Origin of the sequence: Fibrobacter sp. UWR3 (assembly GCF_900143055.1) — a bacterium.
GTDB lineage: Bacteria > Fibrobacterota > Fibrobacteria > Fibrobacterales > Fibrobacteraceae > Fibrobacter.
Map to the genome: position 1 here is coordinate 29,054 of NZ_FRCW01000015.1, position 20,698 is coordinate 49,751.

Annotated in this window: 19 protein-coding genes; 11 read left to right on the plus strand and 8 right to left on the minus strand. The window is 56.5% G+C overall.

Annotation, left to right across the window (positions count from 1 at the left end; translation table 11 throughout):
- The first annotated feature begins 42 nt into the window (after positions 1 to 42).
- Complete coding sequence (locus BUA44_RS14510) at positions 43 to 456, plus strand: SPOR domain-containing protein (protein ID WP_072813471.1); 414 nt, start codon at positions 43 to 45, stop codon at positions 454 to 456.
- Positions 457 to 615: 159 nt separating this feature from the next.
- Here BUA44_RS14510 and BUA44_RS14515 read toward each other — a convergent pair whose 3' ends face one another.
- Both BUA44_RS14515 and BUA44_RS14520 read right to left on the minus strand, forming a co-directional pair.
- Positions 616 to 4,707, minus strand: coding sequence for a hypothetical protein (locus BUA44_RS14515; protein WP_072813473.1), 4,092 nt, complete (start codon positions 4,705 to 4,707; stop codon positions 616 to 618).
- Between the two features lie 36 nt (positions 4,708 to 4,743).
- Positions 4,744 to 5,694 carry a glutamate--tRNA ligase family protein gene (locus BUA44_RS14520; protein WP_072813475.1) on the minus strand — a complete coding sequence of 317 codons (951 nt, stop codon included), beginning with the start codon at positions 5,692 to 5,694 and terminating at the stop codon, positions 4,744 to 4,746.
- A 156-nt stretch (positions 5,695 to 5,850) separates the two neighbouring features.
- On the opposite strand from BUA44_RS14520, the gene BUA44_RS14525 reads away from it, so the two are divergent.
- A complete protein-coding gene (locus tag BUA44_RS14525) occupies positions 5,851 to 6,441 on the plus strand; it encodes a hypothetical protein (protein ID WP_072813477.1) in 591 nt (196 codons plus the stop codon).
- Positions 6,441 to 7,037 (plus strand): 3'-5' exonuclease, encoded by a 597-nt coding sequence (locus BUA44_RS14530; RefSeq protein ID WP_072813480.1) that lies wholly within the window; start codon positions 6,441 to 6,443, stop codon positions 7,035 to 7,037. Before BUA44_RS14525 ends, BUA44_RS14530 begins: the two co-directional genes overlap by 1 nt.
- Positions 7,038 to 7,131: 94 nt before the next feature.
- Here the strand turns inward: BUA44_RS14530 and BUA44_RS14535 are convergent, their stop codons facing one another.
- The 6 genes from BUA44_RS14535 to BUA44_RS14560 all read right to left on the minus strand — a co-directional run bounded on the left by BUA44_RS14535 (position 7,132) and on the right by BUA44_RS14560 (position 14,361).
- Positions 7,132 to 8,217 carry a glycoside hydrolase family 3 protein gene (locus BUA44_RS14535; protein WP_178348807.1) on the minus strand — a complete coding sequence of 362 codons (1,086 nt, stop codon included), beginning with the start codon at positions 8,215 to 8,217 and terminating at the stop codon, positions 7,132 to 7,134.
- A 162-nt stretch (positions 8,218 to 8,379) separates the two neighbouring features.
- Entirely contained in the window at positions 8,380 to 10,911 is a 2,532-nt protein-coding gene (locus BUA44_RS14540) for a DNA topoisomerase III (protein WP_072813484.1), read from the minus strand.
- A gap of 2 nt (positions 10,912 to 10,913) precedes the next feature.
- A complete protein-coding gene (locus BUA44_RS14545) occupies positions 10,914 to 12,047 on the minus strand; it encodes a glycosyltransferase (RefSeq protein ID WP_072813486.1) in 1,134 nt (377 codons plus the stop codon).
- 156 nt (positions 12,048 to 12,203) lie between these two features.
- Positions 12,204 to 12,914: a queuosine precursor transporter gene (locus BUA44_RS14550; RefSeq protein WP_072813488.1), complete on the minus strand. Its 711-nt coding sequence runs from the start codon at positions 12,912 to 12,914 to the stop codon at positions 12,204 to 12,206.
- A gap of 2 nt (positions 12,915 to 12,916) precedes the next feature.
- On the minus strand, positions 12,917 to 13,393 hold the full coding sequence (gene queF / locus BUA44_RS14555; protein WP_072813490.1) for a preQ(1) synthase: 477 nt from the start codon (positions 13,391 to 13,393) through the stop codon (positions 12,917 to 12,919).
- 107 nt (positions 13,394 to 13,500) lie between these two features.
- Entirely contained in the window at positions 13,501 to 14,361 is an 861-nt protein-coding gene (locus BUA44_RS14560) for a glycoside hydrolase family 26 protein (RefSeq protein ID WP_072813492.1), read from the minus strand.
- A 175-nt stretch (positions 14,362 to 14,536) separates the two neighbouring features.
- On the opposite strand from BUA44_RS14560, the gene BUA44_RS14565 reads away from it, so the two are divergent.
- From BUA44_RS14565 to fabG, 8 genes are all read left to right on the plus strand, one after another.
- Complete coding sequence (locus tag BUA44_RS14565) at positions 14,537 to 15,853, plus strand: GntR family transcriptional regulator (RefSeq protein WP_072813495.1); 1,317 nt, start codon at positions 14,537 to 14,539, stop codon at positions 15,851 to 15,853.
- Between the two features lie 15 nt (positions 15,854 to 15,868).
- A complete protein-coding gene (locus BUA44_RS14570; protein ID WP_072813497.1) occupies positions 15,869 to 16,237 on the plus strand; it encodes a hypothetical protein in 369 nt (122 codons plus the stop codon).
- Positions 16,234 to 16,701 carry a hypothetical protein gene (locus tag BUA44_RS14575; protein WP_072813499.1) on the plus strand — a complete coding sequence of 156 codons (468 nt, stop codon included), beginning with the start codon at positions 16,234 to 16,236 and terminating at the stop codon, positions 16,699 to 16,701. Before BUA44_RS14570 ends, BUA44_RS14575 begins: the two co-directional genes overlap by 4 nt.
- Positions 16,702 to 16,807: 106 nt before the next feature.
- Entirely contained in the window at positions 16,808 to 17,338 is a 531-nt protein-coding gene (locus BUA44_RS14580) for a YceD family protein (protein WP_072813501.1), read from the plus strand.
- Positions 17,339 to 17,340: 2 nt separating this feature from the next.
- Positions 17,341 to 17,529 (plus strand): 50S ribosomal protein L32, encoded by a 189-nt coding sequence (gene rpmF / locus BUA44_RS14585; RefSeq protein ID WP_072813504.1) that lies wholly within the window; start codon positions 17,341 to 17,343, stop codon positions 17,527 to 17,529.
- A gap of 36 nt (positions 17,530 to 17,565) precedes the next feature.
- Entirely contained in the window at positions 17,566 to 18,549 is a 984-nt protein-coding gene (gene plsX, locus BUA44_RS14590) for a phosphate acyltransferase PlsX (RefSeq protein ID WP_072813564.1), read from the plus strand.
- A 375-nt stretch (positions 18,550 to 18,924) separates the two neighbouring features.
- Positions 18,925 to 19,845, plus strand: coding sequence for an ACP S-malonyltransferase (fabD, locus tag BUA44_RS14595; protein ID WP_072813505.1), 921 nt, complete (start codon positions 18,925 to 18,927; stop codon positions 19,843 to 19,845).
- Between the two features lie 105 nt (positions 19,846 to 19,950).
- The gene (fabG, locus tag BUA44_RS14600; RefSeq protein WP_072813507.1) at positions 19,951 to 20,691 is read left to right on the plus strand and encodes a 3-oxoacyl-[acyl-carrier-protein] reductase; all 741 of its coding nucleotides are present in this window, start codon (positions 19,951 to 19,953) and stop codon (positions 20,689 to 20,691) included.
- Positions 20,692 to 20,698: the final 7 nt, after the last annotated feature.

Sequence of the window (20,698 nt, forward strand, 5' to 3'; positions counted from 1 at the left end):
AGTGTCACACCGAAGCTGGGGTCTTTTTTCTAAATTATTGATATGCGAAAGATTGCTATAAGCCTGTTTGCGTGCGCCCTCTCTACCCTCGTGTGGGCGGGCGAACCTACCGATATCGATTCCCTCTTCCGTGGCAAGGAATACAAGCCCGAACTCAGCGCATCGCTCCGCGATACGACCAACGTGAATTCGGCGGTTCCGGGCAAGAAGGACTCGAAGGATTCGAAGGGCAATGGGCTCTACGTGCTCCAGTTCGAAGCCGTGGGTGACTTTGATGCCGCCCAGCGCCGCAGGGCGCAGATTTCTGCAGCGACTGGCTACAACATCAACGTGGTGTTCGACGCGCCGTTCTACAAGCTGCGTGGCGGTGGCTGGACCACGAAGAAGGCCGCCGACGACAAGGCTCGCGAACTTTCCGTTTATAACATCAACGCTCTGGTTGTTAAACTGCGCTAGTCACCTTCTTATTGCTTCAATCGAATTTCGCTTGCAAGGATGTTGCGGAGCGAGTTTGGCTTCTTTGTGAGCAACAAGCGCCTCGTATTGACGAGGCGTGGTTGCGAGAGCACGTGAGGAACCGGAGGTTCTGCTCCTGAAACGACGAGCGTGCGGTCTCTACAGCAATCCTAGTAACTGCTTTACGGCGAAGTCGTCCAGGTTCGTCGGTATGAGGGCGCGTTCTTCGGGCGAAACGTAGGTGAACCTGCGCTCGCTATCGGGGCGCATGCTCCTGTCGCGTAGCACTACGGGCAGGTTCTTCGTAGAATAGAAGAACTTGCCGGTCTTGATGAACTTGTGCCTCTGGCAACCCTGCTTGATGGCGTCGTTCAATGCCTGCAGAATCTTCGGGCCTGCGCGGTCCACGTGGTGGAGCTCCAGCAGGCGGGAAAGCAGCATCTCTTCGTGAATAGGCGCCTCGTGGTCCACGTAGAACTTCATCTGCACAATAAGCGCAATGCAGTCAAGTTCGGCAATCGGCTTGTCGTGTGCCGTCCCTTCGTTTTTCGGGTGAACGGCCTGGTACGGGACTGCCGTTACCTCGGGCTCGTTGCCGTCGTTTGTCGCATCGCCCGTTTCGGATTCTTCGGGTGGCGGCGGGGCCACGCTCTGCTCAATCGCGATGGTCGTTACGATGTGGCTTGTCTCGTCGTTGTACGAGAGGTACCAGAATGGAGTCCAGATAGAAATAACCTTCCAGCCCAGCTGGCGGAGTATTATCGGGCGGATGTATTCGCGGTCTTCCACGGATTCGCGGAACCGCTCGCTGGTACAGTCGTCCTCGATGACGGCGAGGAAGCGGTTCGCGTTGTTCGCGTCCACCACGACGGGCCCGACCGGGATGCCGCCTTCGGAGAAACTTTCCTCCGCATTGATGTTCTCGCGCTTCAGCAAGTCCATGACCTGTTCGCGGAGTTCTGAATCTGCGATGTGCGATTCGGCGGGTGCGTCATCCGATTTGCCCTGCAGGTAGCTGATCCAGTCCCAGAAAATCGAGGGCTTTGCCGTTTTTTGCATGGCGAGGTCTTGCTTCGTTATGAAGGTAACCGTCTCGTTGCGGGCGAGTGTCGTGCATACGGCGAACTTGCGGTCTGCCGTAATCTTGTCTATGCCCTCGTTTTCGGCGCAAATGAATATCACGTCGCGGTAGCGGTCTACGGCGCGGTCGGGAGTCTTCACGTAGAAACTGATGGGCATCTCCGACTGCACGAAGAACGATTTCTTTGCGGACTTTTCGGCGAGCGTGCTGATTGCCGTTTCGATTTCGTGGCAGCGGTCCTCGCTGAAAGCGATGATTCCGAGGGTCTGGCCCGGGTGCTTTTCGGCATGCTGGACGGCTGCCTTCGCGATATCGAGAACCTTGTCTGCGGTAACCTTCAGCTGGCAGTTCTTGGCCTTGCTTTTGAACGGGAGCGGGAACTGCTTGATGCCGCCGTTGTAGATATGCGAGTTCGCGAACTGGAAGAGCGTGGGGTTTGTGTAGAATTCCGAGTGCCAGAGTTCGCGCGTGGGAATACCGCGACGGAGCGTTGCCGTCATGATATTTTCCATAAAGAACGTCGTGTGCGGGGGAGCCACGTCGAGGAACGCGTCGTAGGTGTGCTGCTCGATGGTGGGCACGTGCGGGTTCCCGACCAGGATGGTCTTTTTTGCAAGAAGCACGAGCGGGATTGCCTCTGCGACCGAGATGCAGTCCGCGTCGAGCAGAATCACGGTATCGAACTGCCTGTCCTTGCTGAGCGAGAACGCCTCGTCGATACTGAGTATGGCGAGCTTGCCCGTGTCGGCAATGGCATGGACTTCGCGGAAGTTCGCGTTGCAGAACTGGTCGAGCAATGAGCGGTACTGCTTGCTCAGCTGGGAATGGGCCTTGGGCGATTTCGCGAACAGTTCTGGGTTCGCCTTGCCAATCTTCTGTATCTGCGTGCCTGCCCAGTTGTAGGTGCAGGCCTTCACGATTTCTTCGTTGATGGCGCCCGGGTTCTGCAGGTAGCGTACGAGGCTCGTGCACCCGAGTTCTGCGACCTTCTGGAACAGTACGGAAAGTTCAATGTGAGAATCGATGCTGTTCCAGTTTTCGCGCCAGGTGGCAATCTGCGCAAGCCATTTTTCGAAGGTGAGGCTCTCGAGCGGAGTCGTGAGGTTCAATGCCTGCGAAAGCGAACGCGTTGTAGAAAGCAGTTCCTGGAGGGTGTTCCCGTATTCGTCTAATTGCGGGAGAATCGCCTTGATCTTGTGCCAGTGCCCGAGAACGGTGAGCATCAGGTCGAACTGCGGTGCATCCTTGAATTTTTCCCGGAATTCGTAGAGGTAGGTAATCTTCTTGTTCAGGCTTACCCAGTTTGATTTCTCGTAGAGCCAGTCTTTGCCGAGCAGGTGGTTCCCGAGGACCGCCGTATCCTTGTAGGCGCGCTTGTTGTCTTGCAGCTCGAGGAGTGTGTCGATAAGGTCGAGCAGGTGCGCGTCCGACGTGACTTCTTTCGGGTTCTTGAGCACCTTCATGAGGCGCCTTCTGGAACTGCGGTAACGGTCCGAAAGCCCCTTGAGCGTTGTCTTCAGGCTTTCTGCAAATTCGTCGCGGAACGAGAGGATGTTCTCGTCGATGGCATCTTCGGTGTAGATGTCGGATGTCTGCCTGTGGTAGCGCACCCAGCTGTCACCTGCTTCGGGGAGCGCGCGGAGAGTATCCTGGTAGGCACTCCAGCTGGAGGACTTGAGGTCCCAGTCTTCAAATTCGGGAGTCTGCGCGTCGAAGTTGTTGCGGATGAGTTCGATGACATCGGCAAGAACGTTGAGGTAGACGCCCGTGGGGAAGAATTTTTCTTTCTCGAAAAGTTCAATCAGCGGGCCGAGCGCGCGAGCCTTCTCTTCGGCAGTCTGGAGTATGGCTTCGATCTCGGCCTTCTTTTCGGGAGTGAGGTCTGCGACTTTCACGTTTTCAAAAGTCTTGCGCGCGGTGATGCCGTTCTGGCTGAAGTACAGGGCGACAATCTGTTCGAGCGTGTTGCGCAACTGGTTGAAGCGTTCGTAGTCGAGCGCGCTCGATTCCTGGAATATGGAATCAACGAACTTGGCCCGCACTTTCGGCGTGAAGGCGAATTCCTTGAGCACGTTCGTGAGGCTCGTATTGCTGGGCTCGACAACCTGGTTTATGGACTTGTAGTAAGAGCGGAAGTAGTTCCTCGCCTCGTTCACCTGTTCGACCAGCGTGTCGCGTTCCGGTCCGCTGAACTGGCGGAACTGCGGGTCCCATTCCTGCAAGAATGCCTGCCTGCTCAGGTTGCGGCGGGTAACGACCAGCGTGCTCTTGCCCTGTGCGAGTGTTTCGGCGACGATGTTCGCGGCGACTCGCATCTTTTGCGTGCCGGGCAGCGTCTGTATGGCATAGCCGAGCGTGCTTTCTTGCAGGGCGTCTATCGTTACCTTCGTGGTATGCGAGTCCGTCGTGTAGAGGAAGTGGTGCTCGGTCGGGTTGAATATCTGGTCAAAATCTGCATCGTCGAATACGGATTCCTTGATCTGGAACCCTTCGTCGTTGAGGAGGGAATTCAGGAAGGAGTTCGCCGCAATGCGTTTTTCGCTGTGGAAATCCTCCATGCATTTCTTGAGCCTGAGCCTGCTCGAGTTGAGGAAGGCAAGGCAGATGCCGTGGCGGGTGAATTTCCAGTTGCGCTCGGTCGAGACGGCCTTTTCGAAAAGCGAAAAGTAGAGCGATATGCTGAACTGCCCGTTGACTATCGCGTCTTCGGCGCTCGGGAGCCCGATATCGGGCATGCGTTCGCGCAACACGATGTTTTCCATCGGGAGCGTCTTGGAAAGCGTGAGCGACTTGCCTTTGGCATCCACATCGATAGGGACAAGCAGGCTCGGTGCGAGCGCGTTGCCGTCCCACTTGAGGAACCCGAGGAGCAGGTAGAGGTCGGACTTCCCGAAATCCTGGCGCTTTTCCCGGAACACGGAGGAAAGGATTTGCTCGCGTTCCTGTTTCTGCTTCGCGGTGAATGTCTGCGATTCGGGAAGGAACGTATCCAGCGGGATAGGCGTACCGGAATGGAGCCACCTGTCGTAGAAGGCGTCTCCGGCTTCAAGCAGCAGGGGTGTCTGGAATTCGTTCTTGATAGAAAAATGCAACAGCCTGTCCTTGTTTTCGAAAAGGGCGGCTTCCTCGCATATCTTCTTCACGGTAGACACTTGTGTTGCTTGCGGCATATTAAGAATATAAGATTTTTTGCTGTTTAGGCAAGTTTACAGGGATTGTTCTACAATCGAAATGGCATTTTCAAGGTTCAGGGGGGTGCTGTTCGGCAGAAAACCCGCCTTGTGGCACACCCTGCCCAGCAGTTCGCTGGCGGTAATGCCCGCATCGCGGTCTTGGCGCAGGCTGTGGGCGCGTTCCCGCTTGGAAAGTTTTTTGCCTGCGGGGTCCACGATAAGCGGGTGGTGCAGGTACAGCGGTGGGGTTTCGCGCCCGAGCAGGCGCATGAGGGCGATTTGCCTTGCGGTTGAACTGCGAATGTCCTCGCCGCGCACGATATGGGTGATTCCTTCCTCGATGTCGTCGACGCAGACGGCGAACTGGTATGTCCATTGCCCCTCGCGGTCACGGATGGGGAAGTCGCCGCATTGCAGTTTCGGATTCTCATTGAAGTCGCCGAGGCGCATGTCGTGCCAGTGTATTACTTTGTCAGGAATTACGATGCGCAGGTTGTGCGGTTGCTCGTCACACCGTAGAAAGTCTTGCCGGAGATCGTCACACCGCAGTCGCGAAGCGACAAGTGTGTCCATGGAGTTTTTTGCCTTGCTGCGCAAGGCTTCGGTATGACGCAGGAAACACTTCCCGCGATAAACGATTTCGCCGGTCTCGCTCTTGGGGTTTTCTGCTTCCAGCTGCTTGCGGCTGCAGTAGCACGGGTACACGAGTCCCCTTTTCTGCAGGCCTTCGAGCGCGGCTTCGTAGAGGGCTGTTCGCGCACTCTGGATACTTTGGGAATCCCACTGGAATCCAAACCATTCCAGGTCTTCGTAAATGCTGTCGATGTATTCGGGGCGGGCGCGACCCCGGTCGTGGTCCTCGATGCGCAGGTGTATTTGCAGGCCCCATTTGCGAGCGGCCGCCCACACATAGAGTGCCGAAAGCAGGTGGCCTTCGTGCAGGTAGCCCGTGGGGCTCGGCGCAAATCGTATTTTTCCTTCCATGCAGGGAAATGTAACAAATGTGGCGGTTTTAGGGGGCGATAAATGCAATTTTTACTTTTTTGTGCTTTTAAGGCGTCAAAAACGGCGCAGAATCCACTTTTTTTATTTATATTCAGAACGTGAGGGCGTTTGTGCCCGCAAACAGGATTTTGGGTAATGCAAATGAATTTTACGCGCGCTTTTAGGATTGCCGTCGTCGCAGTGGCGGTCTGCATGGTGTTCTCCTTTGCAGAAGATATCGTCGCGAAGACCTCGAACGGCTCGACCGTGATTCTGCACGACAACGGCCGCTGGGAATACTACCAGAACAATGCAAACATTCGTGACGTGCGCGAATCCGCCGTACCGAAGGACGCCCGCTTCGAGGTTTCCGTGCTGTACGAGAGTCCGGACAAGGTAAAGAAGAACGTGCGCATGGCGATGGAGGCGGACTTCGCTACCGAAGAAGAAATCAAGGACAGCCTCCGCAAGGTGCCGAAGGGCGGCTACGTGTACTTCCAGGTACCCACGAAGCAGATCAAGCCCGGGCTTACGCGTGAACTCACGTACTCGCTGTACGATGGCGGCAAGAAGGCGATATTCACGAAGACGGTCCGTGATTCCGAGGCAACCCCGAGCGAGGATGCCGGTATATCGAACCTGCTGGTGGTGCCTGTTTACGGTCGCCCGAAGTCGAAGGTGATGCAGGCGAAGGTCGAGGACCGCGCGAACCACGCCACGCTCGATATCGAAATCCCGATACGCTGATGACCGCCCCGCAGCCTGAATTACTGAAATTCGCAGTCGTGGATGTGGAAACGACCGGCGGTGCGGGAGATGCGAACCGCATTACCGAAATAGGGATTGCCCTGCTGGATGGCGACGAGCAGGTAGGGGAGTTCCATAGCCTTGTGGACCCGGGCGTGCCCATAACGCCGTTTGTCAAGAACCTGACCGGCATTACCGACGAGATGGTAAGCGGTCAGCCGCAGTTCCAGGCGCTTGCCGAAAAGATTGCGGAACTCCTGGACGGGCGCATCTTCGTGGCGCACAACGTGCAGTTCGATTGCCGGATGGTGCGCACGGAACTCAAGCGTTGCTGTGTGAAGTTTGACCCGCCGAGGCTATGCACCGTGAAGACTTCGCGCAAGTTTTTCCCGGGATTGCCTAGCTACAGCCTGCACAACCTGACGGAATCGCTCGGGCTGAGCGACTTTAGGCATCACCGCGCGATGGACGATACACTTGCCTGTGCAGAAATCCTGAAACTTGCCTACAGGAAGGTCGGGCCGGAACGTATTTTGAAAGAGGTGAAGAACCTTTCCACCCCCAAGAAGGCGCGTGTCTTGAGCCCCAAAGTCTAATTTGCAATAAACATTGCCCAACCCGAACCAACCAGCAACCAATAACCATTGACTAATAACTAACAACCAACAACTAATGACTAATGACCAATAACTAATGACTAGTCAATAGTCTGGCCCGGAACTTCATCTTCAATATGCGGGCGACAGACTTCTCGATACGTACAAGGTAATCGTCGCTTTGCCGGGCGAGTTCAAGCAGGGTGTTCTTCATGTCTACCGCTTTTGTGGGGTAGGTCGTCATGAACATATCGTTGCCGGCATCGAGTGCCGCCTTCACCACCTTCTTGAATTCCGATGCGGGGTAGGGGTTCGGGAGCGGAGCTTCGGGACCGCTTATCCATGCGCGCAGATTCGTTCCCCAGAGGTCGTCGGTAAGCACCACGATATCGTCGTCGATGTCGTGGGCCATCTTCACGATTTTCGGTTCAAAGACCGCGGGTGCATCAGAAATTTTCGTGTATCGCACGCTGCTCATCATGATGACGGGGGCATCCGGGGCGAGCGCCTTGAATGGCGCCACATTCTCGCGGATTTTATCTTCGGTCGCATCGCTTTCTGCCATCTGCAGGTCGCTATTGGTTTCGCTGTCATAGCCCGGGAAATGCTTTGCGGCGCTGATGATTCCGCTAGCCTTCATTCCCTTCACGAACGCGCGGGCCTTCTCGATATTCTCGATGCCACCCCAGGAACGTCCATGGAGTTCCATGAAGGTTTCCCTGCCGTTTATATCGGAGGGCGGGTCGATAGCCGGGGCGAGGTTCAGGTTGATTCCCGTCTTCTTGAGGGTGGCGCCGATTTCACGTGCGGTTCGCTCGATTTTTTCGGGCGCCATCTCGCGCATTTCCTTCGCACTCGGGGCCTTTTCCCACTTGCGGTCAAGACTTCGTATGCGGTTCACGTGGCCACCTTCTTGGTCGATGGTAACAAGAAGCGGAATTTTTGCCCTCGAGGCGATGTTCTTGAGGTTCTTCTGGAGCTGGTTCCTGGTCGAGAGATGCGCGCCCATCACGAGTACGCCGCCAAGGTTATTCTCGATGACAAAATCCGGGGGCGACATGTACACCATGATCATCTGCCCGACCTTTTCTTCGAGAGTCATTGAATCCCACAGCGGCTGGAGTTCTTGGGGGAGTCCCTGTGGTGCTGCCGTCGCAAGCCCGCAGTGCATCAATGCCATTGCAACGATAAAGAGGATTCTTTTTCTCGCAACAAACATCTCGCAACCCTAGCCAACCAGCAACCAATAACTAATAACCAGCAACTAATAACTAATAACTAATAACTATTGACCAATGACCAATGACCAATGACCAATGACCAATGACCAATGATCAACCAACTACCCTTCGCTTTTTGCGGCACTCTTCTTGAAGAACCTGCGCGGCTTGAACTCGCGCGGCGGGAAGTCGAACTTGAGCTTGCCCTTTTCGAGCGTGAGGTAGGCGTCAAATAGCCTGCGCGTCTTGTTGCTGCGGAAGCCCTTGATGAGTTCGGTCTTTTCGCCCGCGAGGAGCTTCTGGATGGCTTCCATCGGGATTTCCTTGCCGAGCAGCACCTTGGGCAGGTTCAGGCCCGAGGGCTTCTTGTCGATGTAGCTCTGGCTCACGTAGCCGGTGAGCGTCTCGAACACGTCGGTGTTGTCGATGGGCGACTTGCCCACCTTCTCGCCGATTTCGATTTCCTCGGGTTTTTCCTCGAACTTGAACTCGATTTTGTTCTGGTCGTTGATGATGAGCACCGCGGTGAATTCCGCGCCGCGCTTGCTGCGGAACCCGGGCAGCGGGCCAATCTTACGCTTGGTGAGGAGTTCCACGATTTCTTCGTCGGAGAGGTGCTTGCCGCCAATCATCTTGCGGATGACGATACCATCTTCGGTAGTGTAGCGGCTCACGGTCTCGAACACCTTCTTGCCGTTTACCGGGCTAAACTTTGCCTCGCCGGTGGTGTTCTCTTCCTTGAATCCCTTGATGTTTTTGACCATGGCCTTCGTCATGTCGACGATGCCCTTCATGAAGTTCTCGCGGGATTCCTTGCCCTTGCTGATGAGGTCCATCTTGTATTCCCACTCGCCGGTGAGTTCCGGGCTCGTGAGCGCCTCGCAGTTCATGGCCGAGAGCACCTTGATAAGGTCGAATGCCTTCGCCGTCGGGATCATTTCCTTCCCGTCACGGACAACATACTTGTCGCTCACCAGTTTCTCGATAATGGCGGCGCGTGTCGCAGGCGTACCAAGCCCGCGCTCCTTCATGGCGTCGCGCAGCTCGTCGTCCTCGACGAGCTTGCCTGCGCTTTCCATCATGGAAAGGAGCGTGCTTTCGGTGTAGTGCGCAGGCGGCTTGGTAAAGTCCTCGTTGCTGCGCATATCAAGCGTCTTCGCGTCGGCTCCCTTCAGGGGCGGCACGTTCGATTCGTCATCGCTGTCCTTGCCGTAGACCGCCTTGAAACCCGGGTCCACGAGAATCTTGCCTTCGGTAATGAACGTCTCACCTTCGACGGTCGTGATGCGCGTCGTGTTCAGGTACTGTGCCGGCGGGAAGAATACCGCGATAAAACGCTGGCACACCATCGTGTAGATTTTCTCTTCGGCTTCGGAGAGTCCCTTCGGGGTGACTCCCGTAGGGATGATGGCGAAGTGGTCCGAAATCTTCGTGTTGTCAAAGACCTTCGGGGTGCGCTTCACGTAGTTCTTGTCGAGCGCCTCCTGCGCGAACTTGGCGAGCGGGCCTTCGATTTTCCCGAGGGTAGCCTTCACGGGGGCCACGTAGTCTTCGGGCAGGCAGCGGCTGTCGGTACGCGGGTAGGTCGTTACCTTGTGGCGTTCGTACAGGGCCTGCGCAATCGAGAGCGTAGTCTTAGCGCTAAAGCCGAAGCGGTTGTTCGCTTCGCGCTGGAGCGTGGTGAGGTCGTAGAGCTGCCCGCACTTCTGCTGGGAGGGCGCGGTCGATTCCTCAATCTTGCCGGGCTTGCCCTTGCACTTCTTGAGAATCTCGTTCGCCTTCTTCTCGTCAAAAATCTGCTTCTTGCGGTCCTTGCCGTCGCCCTCGAACCATTTGCCCTGGTAGTTCACGCCGCCGTTGTCGAAGTCCGCATCGATGGTCCAGAACTTTTCGGGCTTGAACTGCTGGCGTTCTTCCTCGCGCTTCACGATGATGGCGAGCGTCGGGGTCTGCACGCGCCCGCACGGCGTAATCTGGAACCCGCCCATGCTGCTGTTGTAGGCGGTGAGCCCGCGGCTCCCGTTCATGCCCACGAGCCAGTCGGCTTCGCTGCGGCAGAGGGCAGCGTTTTTCAGGTTTTCCATCTCTTCGGCGGTGCGCAGGTGCTCGAACGCGTCCTTGATGGCGGTAGGGGTCATGCTCTGCATCCACAGGCGCTTGATGGTCTTGCCCGTGAACTTGCCCTTGAGTACGTAGTCGAGGATGTAGAAGAAAATCAGTTCACCTTCGCGGCCCGCATCGCATGCGTTCACGATGGTCGTCACGTCCTTACGCTTGATGAGCTTGCTGACGATGGAAAGCTGCGACTTGGTGGCGGGGGTGGCAACGAGCGGGAATTTTTCGGGGAGCATCGGGAGCGTCTTCATGTCCCATGCCTTGTAGCGCTCGTCGATATCCTTGGGGTCGGCGATGGTTACCAGGTGGCCGATGGCGTGGCTCACGATGGTCGTGTCGCTTTCGTAATAACCGTTATTCTTCTTGAACGACTTGGCGCCGAGTACCTTCACGAGGTCGGCCGCAACGCTCGGTTTTTCTGCGATGATGAGGGTTATGCCCTCGCTGGCGGGTTTTGTCGCCTTCTTTGTCGTGGCGGTCTTTGCCGCAGTCTTTGCTGTAGATTCTGTCTTTGTCGTTTTCTTTGTCGTAGTTGCCATCGTTATTTCCACTTGAAGCGTCCGAACAGGCCGAAGAGTACGGCCAGCACGGTGAAGGGGGCGTGGATGAATTCCACAGGGATGCACCACTTTAGCAGGTGCTCCTGCCGGAATATCCTAAGCCCGCGGAGTATTAAAACCAGGTCGCCGACGCACTTTGCCACGAATGTGGCCGCGAAGGCTATGAAAATTTCGAAACTGAAGGGCGAGAGTGCCGCCGCGACGCACTGCATCACGAGGAACAGGAACACCATGCTGAGCACGAACACGATTTTTGGCGTGTAGTAGATGGTCTTCGAAGCCCAGCGCTTGCGCTGTTCCCAGAGTTCCTTGAGGGTTTCCTTGCCGTTCGTCGTCACGAAGGTCGATTCGGCGATGCAGTAGCGCATGGCCCAGGGGCGGTCGGCGGCGAGTTTCTGCATCAGCAGGTCGTCATCGCCGCTCTGGATCTTGAGCACGCTTTCGAACCCGTGCACGCTCTTGAAGAAACTCTTGCGGTAGGCGAGGTTGTTGCCGGTGCTCGTGAGCGGCAGGTGCATGGCGAGGCCTGCGGTACCCGCGACGCGGTAGATGAGGGTCTCTACGGCCTGCATGCAGATAAGCACGCTCGACTTGCCGGGAACGGTCGGAATGTACGAATGCCCCGCCACGAGCTCGATGCCCGGTTCAAATTCTGCCACGATTCCGGCGACCCAGGTGGGCTTCACGATGCAGTCGGCGTCGGTAAGGCAGAGAATCTCGCCCTCGCAGGCGTCGATAAGCTGGCTGAGGGCGTGCTTCTTGGGGCTTACCCCTTCGGGAATCTCCCGGATGGTCAAAATGTGCAGCCGCGGGTTCTTGGCGGCGTATTCCTCGAGGATTTTCGGCGTATCGTCGTCGCTCCGGTCGTCGGCGACCCACACGTCCCACTTGCCGGCGTAGTCCTGGGCGAGAACGGAATCGAGCGTCGCCCGGATACCCGCCGACTCGTTGCGGGCGGAAATCAGCACGCTCACGCGCGGTTTTGGTTCCACGTCGGACTGCCCGAGGCGCACCGTGCCCAGCGCGCGGTAAAAACGCGCCTCCAGGGCTATGTAGAATAGCCCGAAAATGGCAATGAGGCCGATTACCAGGTATGTGAGCACAGTAAAGATCATTTTTCGGGCAAAATTTAGTTCATCGAATCTGAATCTTGGACTGCGGGTGCCGGAACGGGGCGGTGATTTTTCGATACATATATATATGTTAATGTATCGGATGGAAGCGAAATTTCGCGAATTCGGTGAAAAAACGCGTTTTTTTGGGGGTGGACGCTATTCTTTCACGAGTTCGGGGTGCTTGTCGGCGATGCGTCGGGCGAGGTACACGAACGGTGTATCCATCAGGGAGGTCACGATGAAGATACCGTACCCGAAGACGAGGATTTCGCCGATGGTGTTCCACGGGAATACGCCCGCGAAGGCAAGCAGGTTGAACACCACCACGTTGATAAGCTGGCTTACGAGGGTGGAACCGTTGTTGCGGAGCCACAGGAACCCGTGCTTGTCACCGAACTTCTTTTCGGTCCATTTCCACCAGGCGTGGTAGGCCCACACGTCGAACATCTCGCAGACGGCATAGGCGAACAGGCTTGCGAGCATCACGCGCGGGGTATTCGCGAACACGGTGCGGATGGGTTCGGCCATCGTGTCGCCCTCGGCGGGAATGTACAGGAACCAGCTCTGTGAAATCAAAATGAATGTGATGTTCGCGAGGATGCCGATTTTCACGCAGCGGCTGGCCTCTTTTTTGCCGAAGATCTCGCTCATGATGTCGGTCGCGAGGAAGGTCGAGGCGAAAATGACGTTACCGAGCGTGGTGTCGAGCCCGAAGGCGTGCACCAGGATAAGCACCTCGATGTTTGCCGCGATGGTGCAGATGACGGTCCAGGCGAAGATGCCCTGCTTACCGAAGAAGCGGAAAAAGCCGACGAGGCCGCCGAAGAACGCGAAGATGGAGGCGACGAGAATGATTTCGTTCTGCATGCTTATTTCCTCCTGTCGATGGCAGTGAACAGGCGGGTCTTGGCGAGCGATTCGAATTCGGTGCCGGGCTTGCCGTAGTTCGCGAACGGGTAGAGCGAGATGCCCCCGCGCGGCATGAAGATGCCTTCGACTTCAAGGTACTTGGGGTCGAGCAACTTCACTAGGTCCTTCATGATGATGTTCACGCAGTCCTCGTGGAAATCGCCGTGATTGCGGAACGAGAACAGATACAGCTTGAGGGACTTGGATTCCACCAGGAACTGGTCCGGGATGTAGTTTATCTTGATCTCGGCAAAGTCGGGCTGGCCCGTCTTGGGACACAGGCTCGTGAATTCCGGGCAGTTGAAGGTGACCATGTAGTCGTTTCCCGGGTGCTTGTTCGGGAACTTCTCGAGCACTTCGGGGCTGTATGTGGTCTTGTACTGTGTCTTGTTGTTGCCGAGCAGCGTGACGCCCTCGAGTTCTGCTTCAGAACGCATGCAAATCTCCTAGTTTTGGTTTATAGGCTGGCGAGGCATCTTGTATACTGATGTTGCCGCCTAAAGTCAGGATGGAATTTCGAACTGACTGGCCCAAAGATAGAAAATTAAAGCGTGCCGATGCCTGCCCTCCAGGCATCCACTGCCGCACTCGACGTGTCGAGCGCCCAGTCCGCCTCGAAGCTCTTGCTCTGGTTGAACCACATGACGGCGGAAATCCTCGGGAATTCCACGGGCAGCACCCTGAACATGTCGGTTATCCATTCAGCCTTGTTCCCGCCCGATTCCGTGCACGACGTCTCGGCGATAAACATCGGCTTGTCGATGCCCGCGAGCGCGTTGTACGACTTCCGGAATACCTCCGAGAAGCTCTTCCAGCGGGACCAGCATTTCTTGTCGCCCCAGTTGTAGCCGTCGATGGAGATGTAGTCCACGAAATTGTCGCCGGGGTAGGTTCCCGTGAAGGTCGTGTTTTCTCCCACGTTCGAGGAATTTGTCGTCCACACCCACTTGACGTTCTTGACGGATTCCTCGCGGAATATCCTTACGATGTGCCGGAAGGCTTCGGCGACGTCCGCGTCGGTGTTGCCTGCGCCGAGCTTGCCCACGCCCCAGTCGTACCAGTCCCCGTTCGCCTCGTGCAGCGGGCGGAGCCAGATTTCGTAGCCGTAGTTCTTTACGCCCTTTGCGAAATGGCGTATGTAGGGGTCGGCTTCCCCGTAGATGATTTTGCGTGCACTGTAGCCGTTCGGCATCCACGTGATAACGAGCGTTGAACCGTTCTTGCGTGCCGTTTCGGCGAATGGCTCTACCCAGTCCCATGTGTTTATATCGAACAGTGCGAACAGGCTCAAGAGTTCTGCACGACCTCCCTGGAGAGCCTGAAATGCCTGGATGTTGCCTGCCGTGGGTTGCGGATACTGTCCGTTTCCGCCAACCCATGCCCCTATCTGGATTGTTTTTTGCATGTAACCTCCGGTGTTAGGGTAAAGATATTTTTTCGTTTGCTGTTGGCGAAGGACGCGTTTTTTTATTATTTTCCAAAGTGTATCTAGTGTTTTACACCGGTGTGATGCGACGCACTTTTGTCATCCCCGCGAAGGCGGGGATCTCCGTACACGTTTCGAGTCCCGGGAGGTTGAAATGACAGTAGAAGAAATCTGCAAGTGGCTGGAGTCCTCGAACTTCAGGGATGGCGATAGGCTCCCATCGGTGCGCAGCGTGTCGGAACAGCTTTCGACGTCTACCTGCACGGTGTTCCGTGCCTACCGCAAGCTCATCGACAAGAAGAAGGTTTATGGCGAGCAGGGCAACGGCTATTTCTGGGGTGCCGTCAAGGTCGCCTTGCCGGAACCTCCCGTGCGAGAACAGGTGGTTGAACGGCTGGAACGATTGCTCCAGGAAGACTGGAAATCCGGCAGGCTTTCGGCGGACGCCCCTCTCCCGACCATCAAGGAACTTTGTATGCAGTACGAAACTTCGGTCGGTTCCATGAGACGCACTCTCGAAAAATTGCAGGCGGCGGGTATCCTTTCGCGCCGCGGTCGCGGGCGGTTCTTTTTCCGTACGGCGCATGCCCCGAAGGCGAAGGAGATATTGCTGGTAATGCGCGCCAACCCGACGGGGGATTTCTACTGCCTGGGGGAGCGTGAACTGGAATTTATGCAGAAGGTGTACGCCGAGGCCGAGAAGCGAAAGTTACGTGTGCACGTTCTTGGGTACCATGAGGATTCGGGCCGGTTCCTCGACAGTGCGGGCAAGGCCGTTGCGCCGGAAACGTTCCGCGATGCCTTCGGGGCGATACTTTCCACGATGCTCGTCTTTAAACCGGGCCGCCTCTTTATGCATTTTGCAAGGACTCGGTTCCCCATATCGGTCTGGTGGGAACACCCGCTTTCTGAAATCCCGCGCGCCCTCAAGAAAGAACCGCGGTACGCCTTCTTCAACCTTGCCTTCGGTGAGTTCCCGGGAAGGGCGGTGGGGCGATTCTTGCGTGAACGCGGCTGCTCGAACGTTGCCTACATCTCTCCCTATCATTTGAGTTCCTGGTCCATCGACCGCCTGAACGGGCTCAAGAAATCGGGCCTGAATGTTTTCGAGGCGGTGGATGCCGAACATGCGAGCCCTTACGATTTCAGGGACAAGACGCAGGAGGAATTTGAGCAGATCCTGGCGCGCCTCATAGCGGATATCCCGCACGATGTTGATGCCTGGGTGCTCGTGAACGATGAAGTCGGGAATGCTCTCCACCGCATGTTCATGCGCGGGGAACTTGCACGCCCGCCCTATGTGGTCTCGTTCGACAATACGGTGGACAGCTACCGCATCCGTCTGGATTCCTTCAGGTTCAACCTCGATACGCTTGCCGAGCAGTCGGTGTTCCACATCGTGTCGCCCGGGGTGACGCTCTACAAGAAGGACGACTTCCGCGAACTCTCGGGCAACGTCGTGGAGAAATAATTTATATTGAAGTCTATGAATTTGTTCGTTCGCTGTGGTTTTATGGCTATGCTGCTTTGCGCCGCAATGCTTTGCGGGTGTTCCAAGGTGTACATGCCCCCGGTGCAAGTAGAAGGAGTACACCCGGATTACGGCGAGCGCCTGCGCGTGCTGACCAAGCAGTATGTAATCATCGATGACAACGTGACGCTGGTCGAGGACGAACAGCAGAGCAACCGGAAACTGCAACTGCAGCTGGTCCGCGATACGGCGGGCGTCGTTGTCGTGTTCGAGATGCGCAAGTCGAAGGACAATTCCCTTATATGGGTTTACCGCCACATTGCGTACGACCCGAACGAATTCATCCCCATAGTGAGTCGCGTCTCGAAGGAGAAAATCCGATGAAGAAGATTCTCCTTGTGGCGGCGTGTGGCGTTGTGCCCGCGATGCTTGCCGGCTGTGCGACCGTGAAGGTCGAGGTGGACGATGCCCGCGAGGGGTATGCCATATACTGTAACGGCAAGAAGGTTTGCGACGACTCTAGGAACTGCAATGTCCCGGTTGCCGGAGGCGACGAGATGTACTTCGAGGCCGAAAAGAACGGCGTCGTGTATGGGGAGGCGGTAATACACCGTGGCGATGGCGGGTATAGCACGCAGACCATTTTGCGCAAGGGGACGACCGAGGGCGCGACCAAGGTCGCGGTCAAGGCGTTGGGGACGCCGATGGGCATTGCTGCCGGAGCGTTGCTGCCTCTGGAATACATCACCACGACTACGGAATACTTCCCGACTGAGGTCATGATACCCGTGATGCCGCCCGAAACCGGCGAAAAGTACCCCTGGGACCAGCCCGACCCGAGCAAATAGAACGGCTAAAACTCCGAGCTGGGGCCCCTCCCGCATGTTGTTTAAGCCCGAATGTAACATTCAGAATATTGAAATCAAGTCTAGTTTTTATTAAATTTGGGCCACTTTGAGAATCGATATCGCACAGAAACTTACTGAACCCGAAGACCGCCGAGCAGTCTGGTCCCATGCCGACGCTCCCGAAATCTTCGACGAACTGCACCTCAAGGGCGATCTGGTAGCCGAGGTGCTGGTGAGCCCCGAAGGCCCCGGTAAGTGTCTCGTGACCGGTACGCTCTCCGGAGTGCAAACTCTGACCTGTTCCAGGACGCTGGACTTGTTCGACCGCCCGTTTACGACCGAAATCGTGGCGGAGGTCGAGAGGCTCCCCATCGCAAAGCAGGAGCTGGACGAGGACGATGCAGATGTCTTCGCCTACAAGATTCCCCAGGGGCAGGACTTCGTAGATGTATCCGAGTGCATCCGACAGCTGGTTTTACTGCAAGAACCGGTCGCGCCCGTGAAAAATCCTGACGAAGATTTTATCTTTGTATCAAACAATCCGCCCGACGAAGGTTCCGACGAGGCCACAAAGCCCATGGACCCGCGCTGGGAGAAACTCAAGGCTCTAAAGAGCAAAATGGAAAATAGGAGTTAAAAATGGCAGTACCTAAAAGAAAAACCTCGACCGCCCGTCGTGACAAGCGCCGCACCCATTGGAAGATGGAAGTGCCCGCGATGGCTACCTGCGACCACTGCGGTTCTGCAAAGCGCCCGCACCGCGTGTGCCCGGTTTGTGGCTACTACAATGGTGTCGAAGTTGTCAACATGAAGGACGCCGAAGCCTAATTTGTTGATGCAGCGTTCAGTTGCAAGGAGATGTTCATGGTAAAAGTTGCTCTTGATGCTCTGGGTGGCGATTTCGCCCCCGACGTCGTTGTTGAAGGTGCGGTAAACGCAGTCAATAAGAACGCCAACCTGCACGTGGTCCTGTGCGGACCGGAGGCCGTGGTCAAGGCTAAGCTCGAAAAGCTTGGCTATGCTGGCAAAGGCATTTCCGTGGTCGATGCACCGGATCCGGTCGCCATGGACGAACACCCCGTTCAGGTTCTCAAGACCAAGCCGCACTCCGGCCTGGTGACCTGTGTGGCCCTGCAGAAGAAGGGCATGGTCGATGCTTCCGTGAGTGCCGGTAACTCCGGCGCCATGATGGCTAGCTGCCTCATGCTTCTGGGCCGTACGACCGACAAGTTCAGCCGTCCGCCTATCGGCTGCGTCATCCCGACCGCCGACCGTCCGATCATCTTGGTCGATGCCGGTGCGAACGTCGATGAACGCGCCTCCACGCTGGTGGATTTCGCCATCGCGGGTTCCGCCTTCGCCGAGACCTACTTCGGTTACGAGAAGCCGAAGGTCGGCCTCCTCAACATGGGCGAAGAAGAACACAAGGGTCCGGCAGTGCTCCAGGAAGCGCACCAGCTGTTGAAGTCCGCCCCGGTGAACTTCATCGGCAACATCGAAGGCGAAACGCTTATCGAAGGTGTCGCCGACGTGGTGGTTACCTCCGGCTTTACGGGCAACGTTGTCTTGAAGATGCTTGAAGGCTTCTACGAACTGCACAAGAAGATGTTCGGTGTCATCGATACTCCCAACGGACGCCGTTTCGACGAGATGTGGGACTACCGCATGACGGGTGGCGCCCTGCTCCTCGGCCTCAACGGTACGGGCATCATCGCCCACGGCCGCTCCGACGCTCTCGCTATCGAGAAGGCTGTGGAAGTTGCCGCCAAGTACGCCGAGAAGGGTGTCTCGAAGAACGTCAACGAACGCTTGCTCGCCATCAAGGACGAACCCGCCGAAGCCAAGTAATCGGCTTTCGTTAGTTTGTCTGCAAAAGGCTTTTAGGGACGGAACCGCAAGGTTCCGTTCCTGTTTTTTTGACTAGGGAGGGGCTTAGGGCTAGGGAAGAGTTCACGCTGTCATCCCCGCGACCTGTGGTGAGCGTCGCCGAACCAAGGCGGGGATCTCGGCACTATGTCGAAGGCTTAATTATGGATCCTACTGTCATCCCCGCGCAGGCGGGGATCTCCCTGCCAATCCGTCTCCTTGTTACAAAAACATTCTATTTTCCTTTCATTTGCGGGGATTGCACGGTTTTTGCCCGGCGGCTCTAGAAATCCCCCCGTTCTTTTTTAAATTTGGGGGAAACAAAAATTGCGGGCTAACCGCAGAGGTATGTATATAATGTCTAAGACGATTTTGCTTTTCCCGGGTCAGGGCGCCCAGTACGTGGGCATGGGCCAGACCCTCGCTTCCACGTTCGAACCGGCCAAGAAGCTCATGATGCAGGCCGACGAAATTCTCGGTTTCTCACTCTCGAAGCTCATGGCCGAAGGTCCCGAAGAAGTTCTGAAGAGCACCGACAATACGCAGCCGGCCCTCTTTACAGTCTCTGCAATGGTGATGGAACTCCTTAAGTCCGAAGGTTTCGCGTTCGACTACGTGGCAGGGCATTCCCTCGGTGAATATTCCGCCATCTATGCTGCCGGCGGTTTCAGTTTTGAAGACGGCCTCCGCCTGGTGCGTACCCGTGGCGAACTTATGGCTAGCGCCGGTAGCAAGAACCCGGGCGCCATGGCTGCCATCATGGGCCAGGACGAAGCCAAGATTCTTGAACTTTGCGAAGCCGTGAAGGCCGAAGGTGTCGTGGTTCCGGCAAACATCAACTGCCCGGGCCAGATCGTGGTGTCCGGTGCGGTCGCCGGCGTGAACAAGCTCGTTGAAAACTGCGCTGCTGCAGGCATCAAGGCCATTCCGCTCGCCGTGTCTGGCGCCTTCCACAGCCCGCTCATGCAGTTCGCACAGGCTGGCCTTGCCGAAGCGATTGCCAAGACCAAGTTCAACGATGTCGAAAAGCCGGTCATTGCCAACGTGATTGCCGAACCGGTCACGAAGGGTTCCGAAATTGCCGACCTGCTGGTGCGCCAACTGGTGTCTCCGGTCCGCTGGAACGATTGCATGAACAAGGCCATCTCCCTCGGGGTTACCCAGGGCGTGGAAGTGGGCTCGGGCAAGGTGCTCATGGGCCTCATGCGCAAGATTAGCCGCGACGTGAAGGTCACTCCGGTAGAAACCATCGAGGCGTTCCAGGCACTTAAGGGATAAATTAATGGCTATTGGTCATTGGTCAATGGTCATTAGCCTTTTATAATCGCGGCTGTGCCGCCAAACATGAAACTAATAACTAACAACTAATGACTAGGGACTATTATGGGTAAACTTACAGGTAAAAAAGCCATCGTGACTGGCGCTTCCCGCGGTATCGGTCTTGCCATTGCAACCAAGCTCGCCAGCGAAGGTGCTGACGTCGCCATCCTTTCCACCTCGGTCAAGGAAGAATTGGCCGCCAAACTTTCCGCCGAACTTGGGGTGCAGGTCAAGAGCTACGCATGCAACGTGGCCGACTCCGAAACGGTGCAGAACGTGTTCAAGCAGATTATTGCCGACATGGGTACGGTCGATATCCTGGTGAACAACGCCGGTATTACCCGTGACGGCCTCCTGATGCGCATGAAGGACGAGGAATTTGACGCCGTGATTGCCACGAACCTGCGTTCCGTGTTCCTTTGCACCCGCGCGGTCGCCCGCACCATGATGGGCAAGCGCACCGGCCGAATCATCAATATTTCGAGCATCAATGCCCTGCGTGGCCAGGCCGGACAGGCGAACTACGCCGCCGCCAAGGCGGGTATCATCGGCATGACCCGCTCGAATTCCAGGGAATTTGCCTCCCGCGGTATTACGGTGAACGCCATCGCCCCCGGCTTTATCGGGACGGACATGACTGCCGCCATGGACGATGCCACCAAGGAAAAATATGCAGCCCAGATCCCCCTCGGACGTATCGGAAAGCCCGAAGATGTGGCCAATGCGGTCGCTTTTTTGGCTTCTGACGATGCCTGCTACATCACAGGCCAGATTCTGGGGGTTGACGGGGGGTTGAACGCCTAGGCGTTTT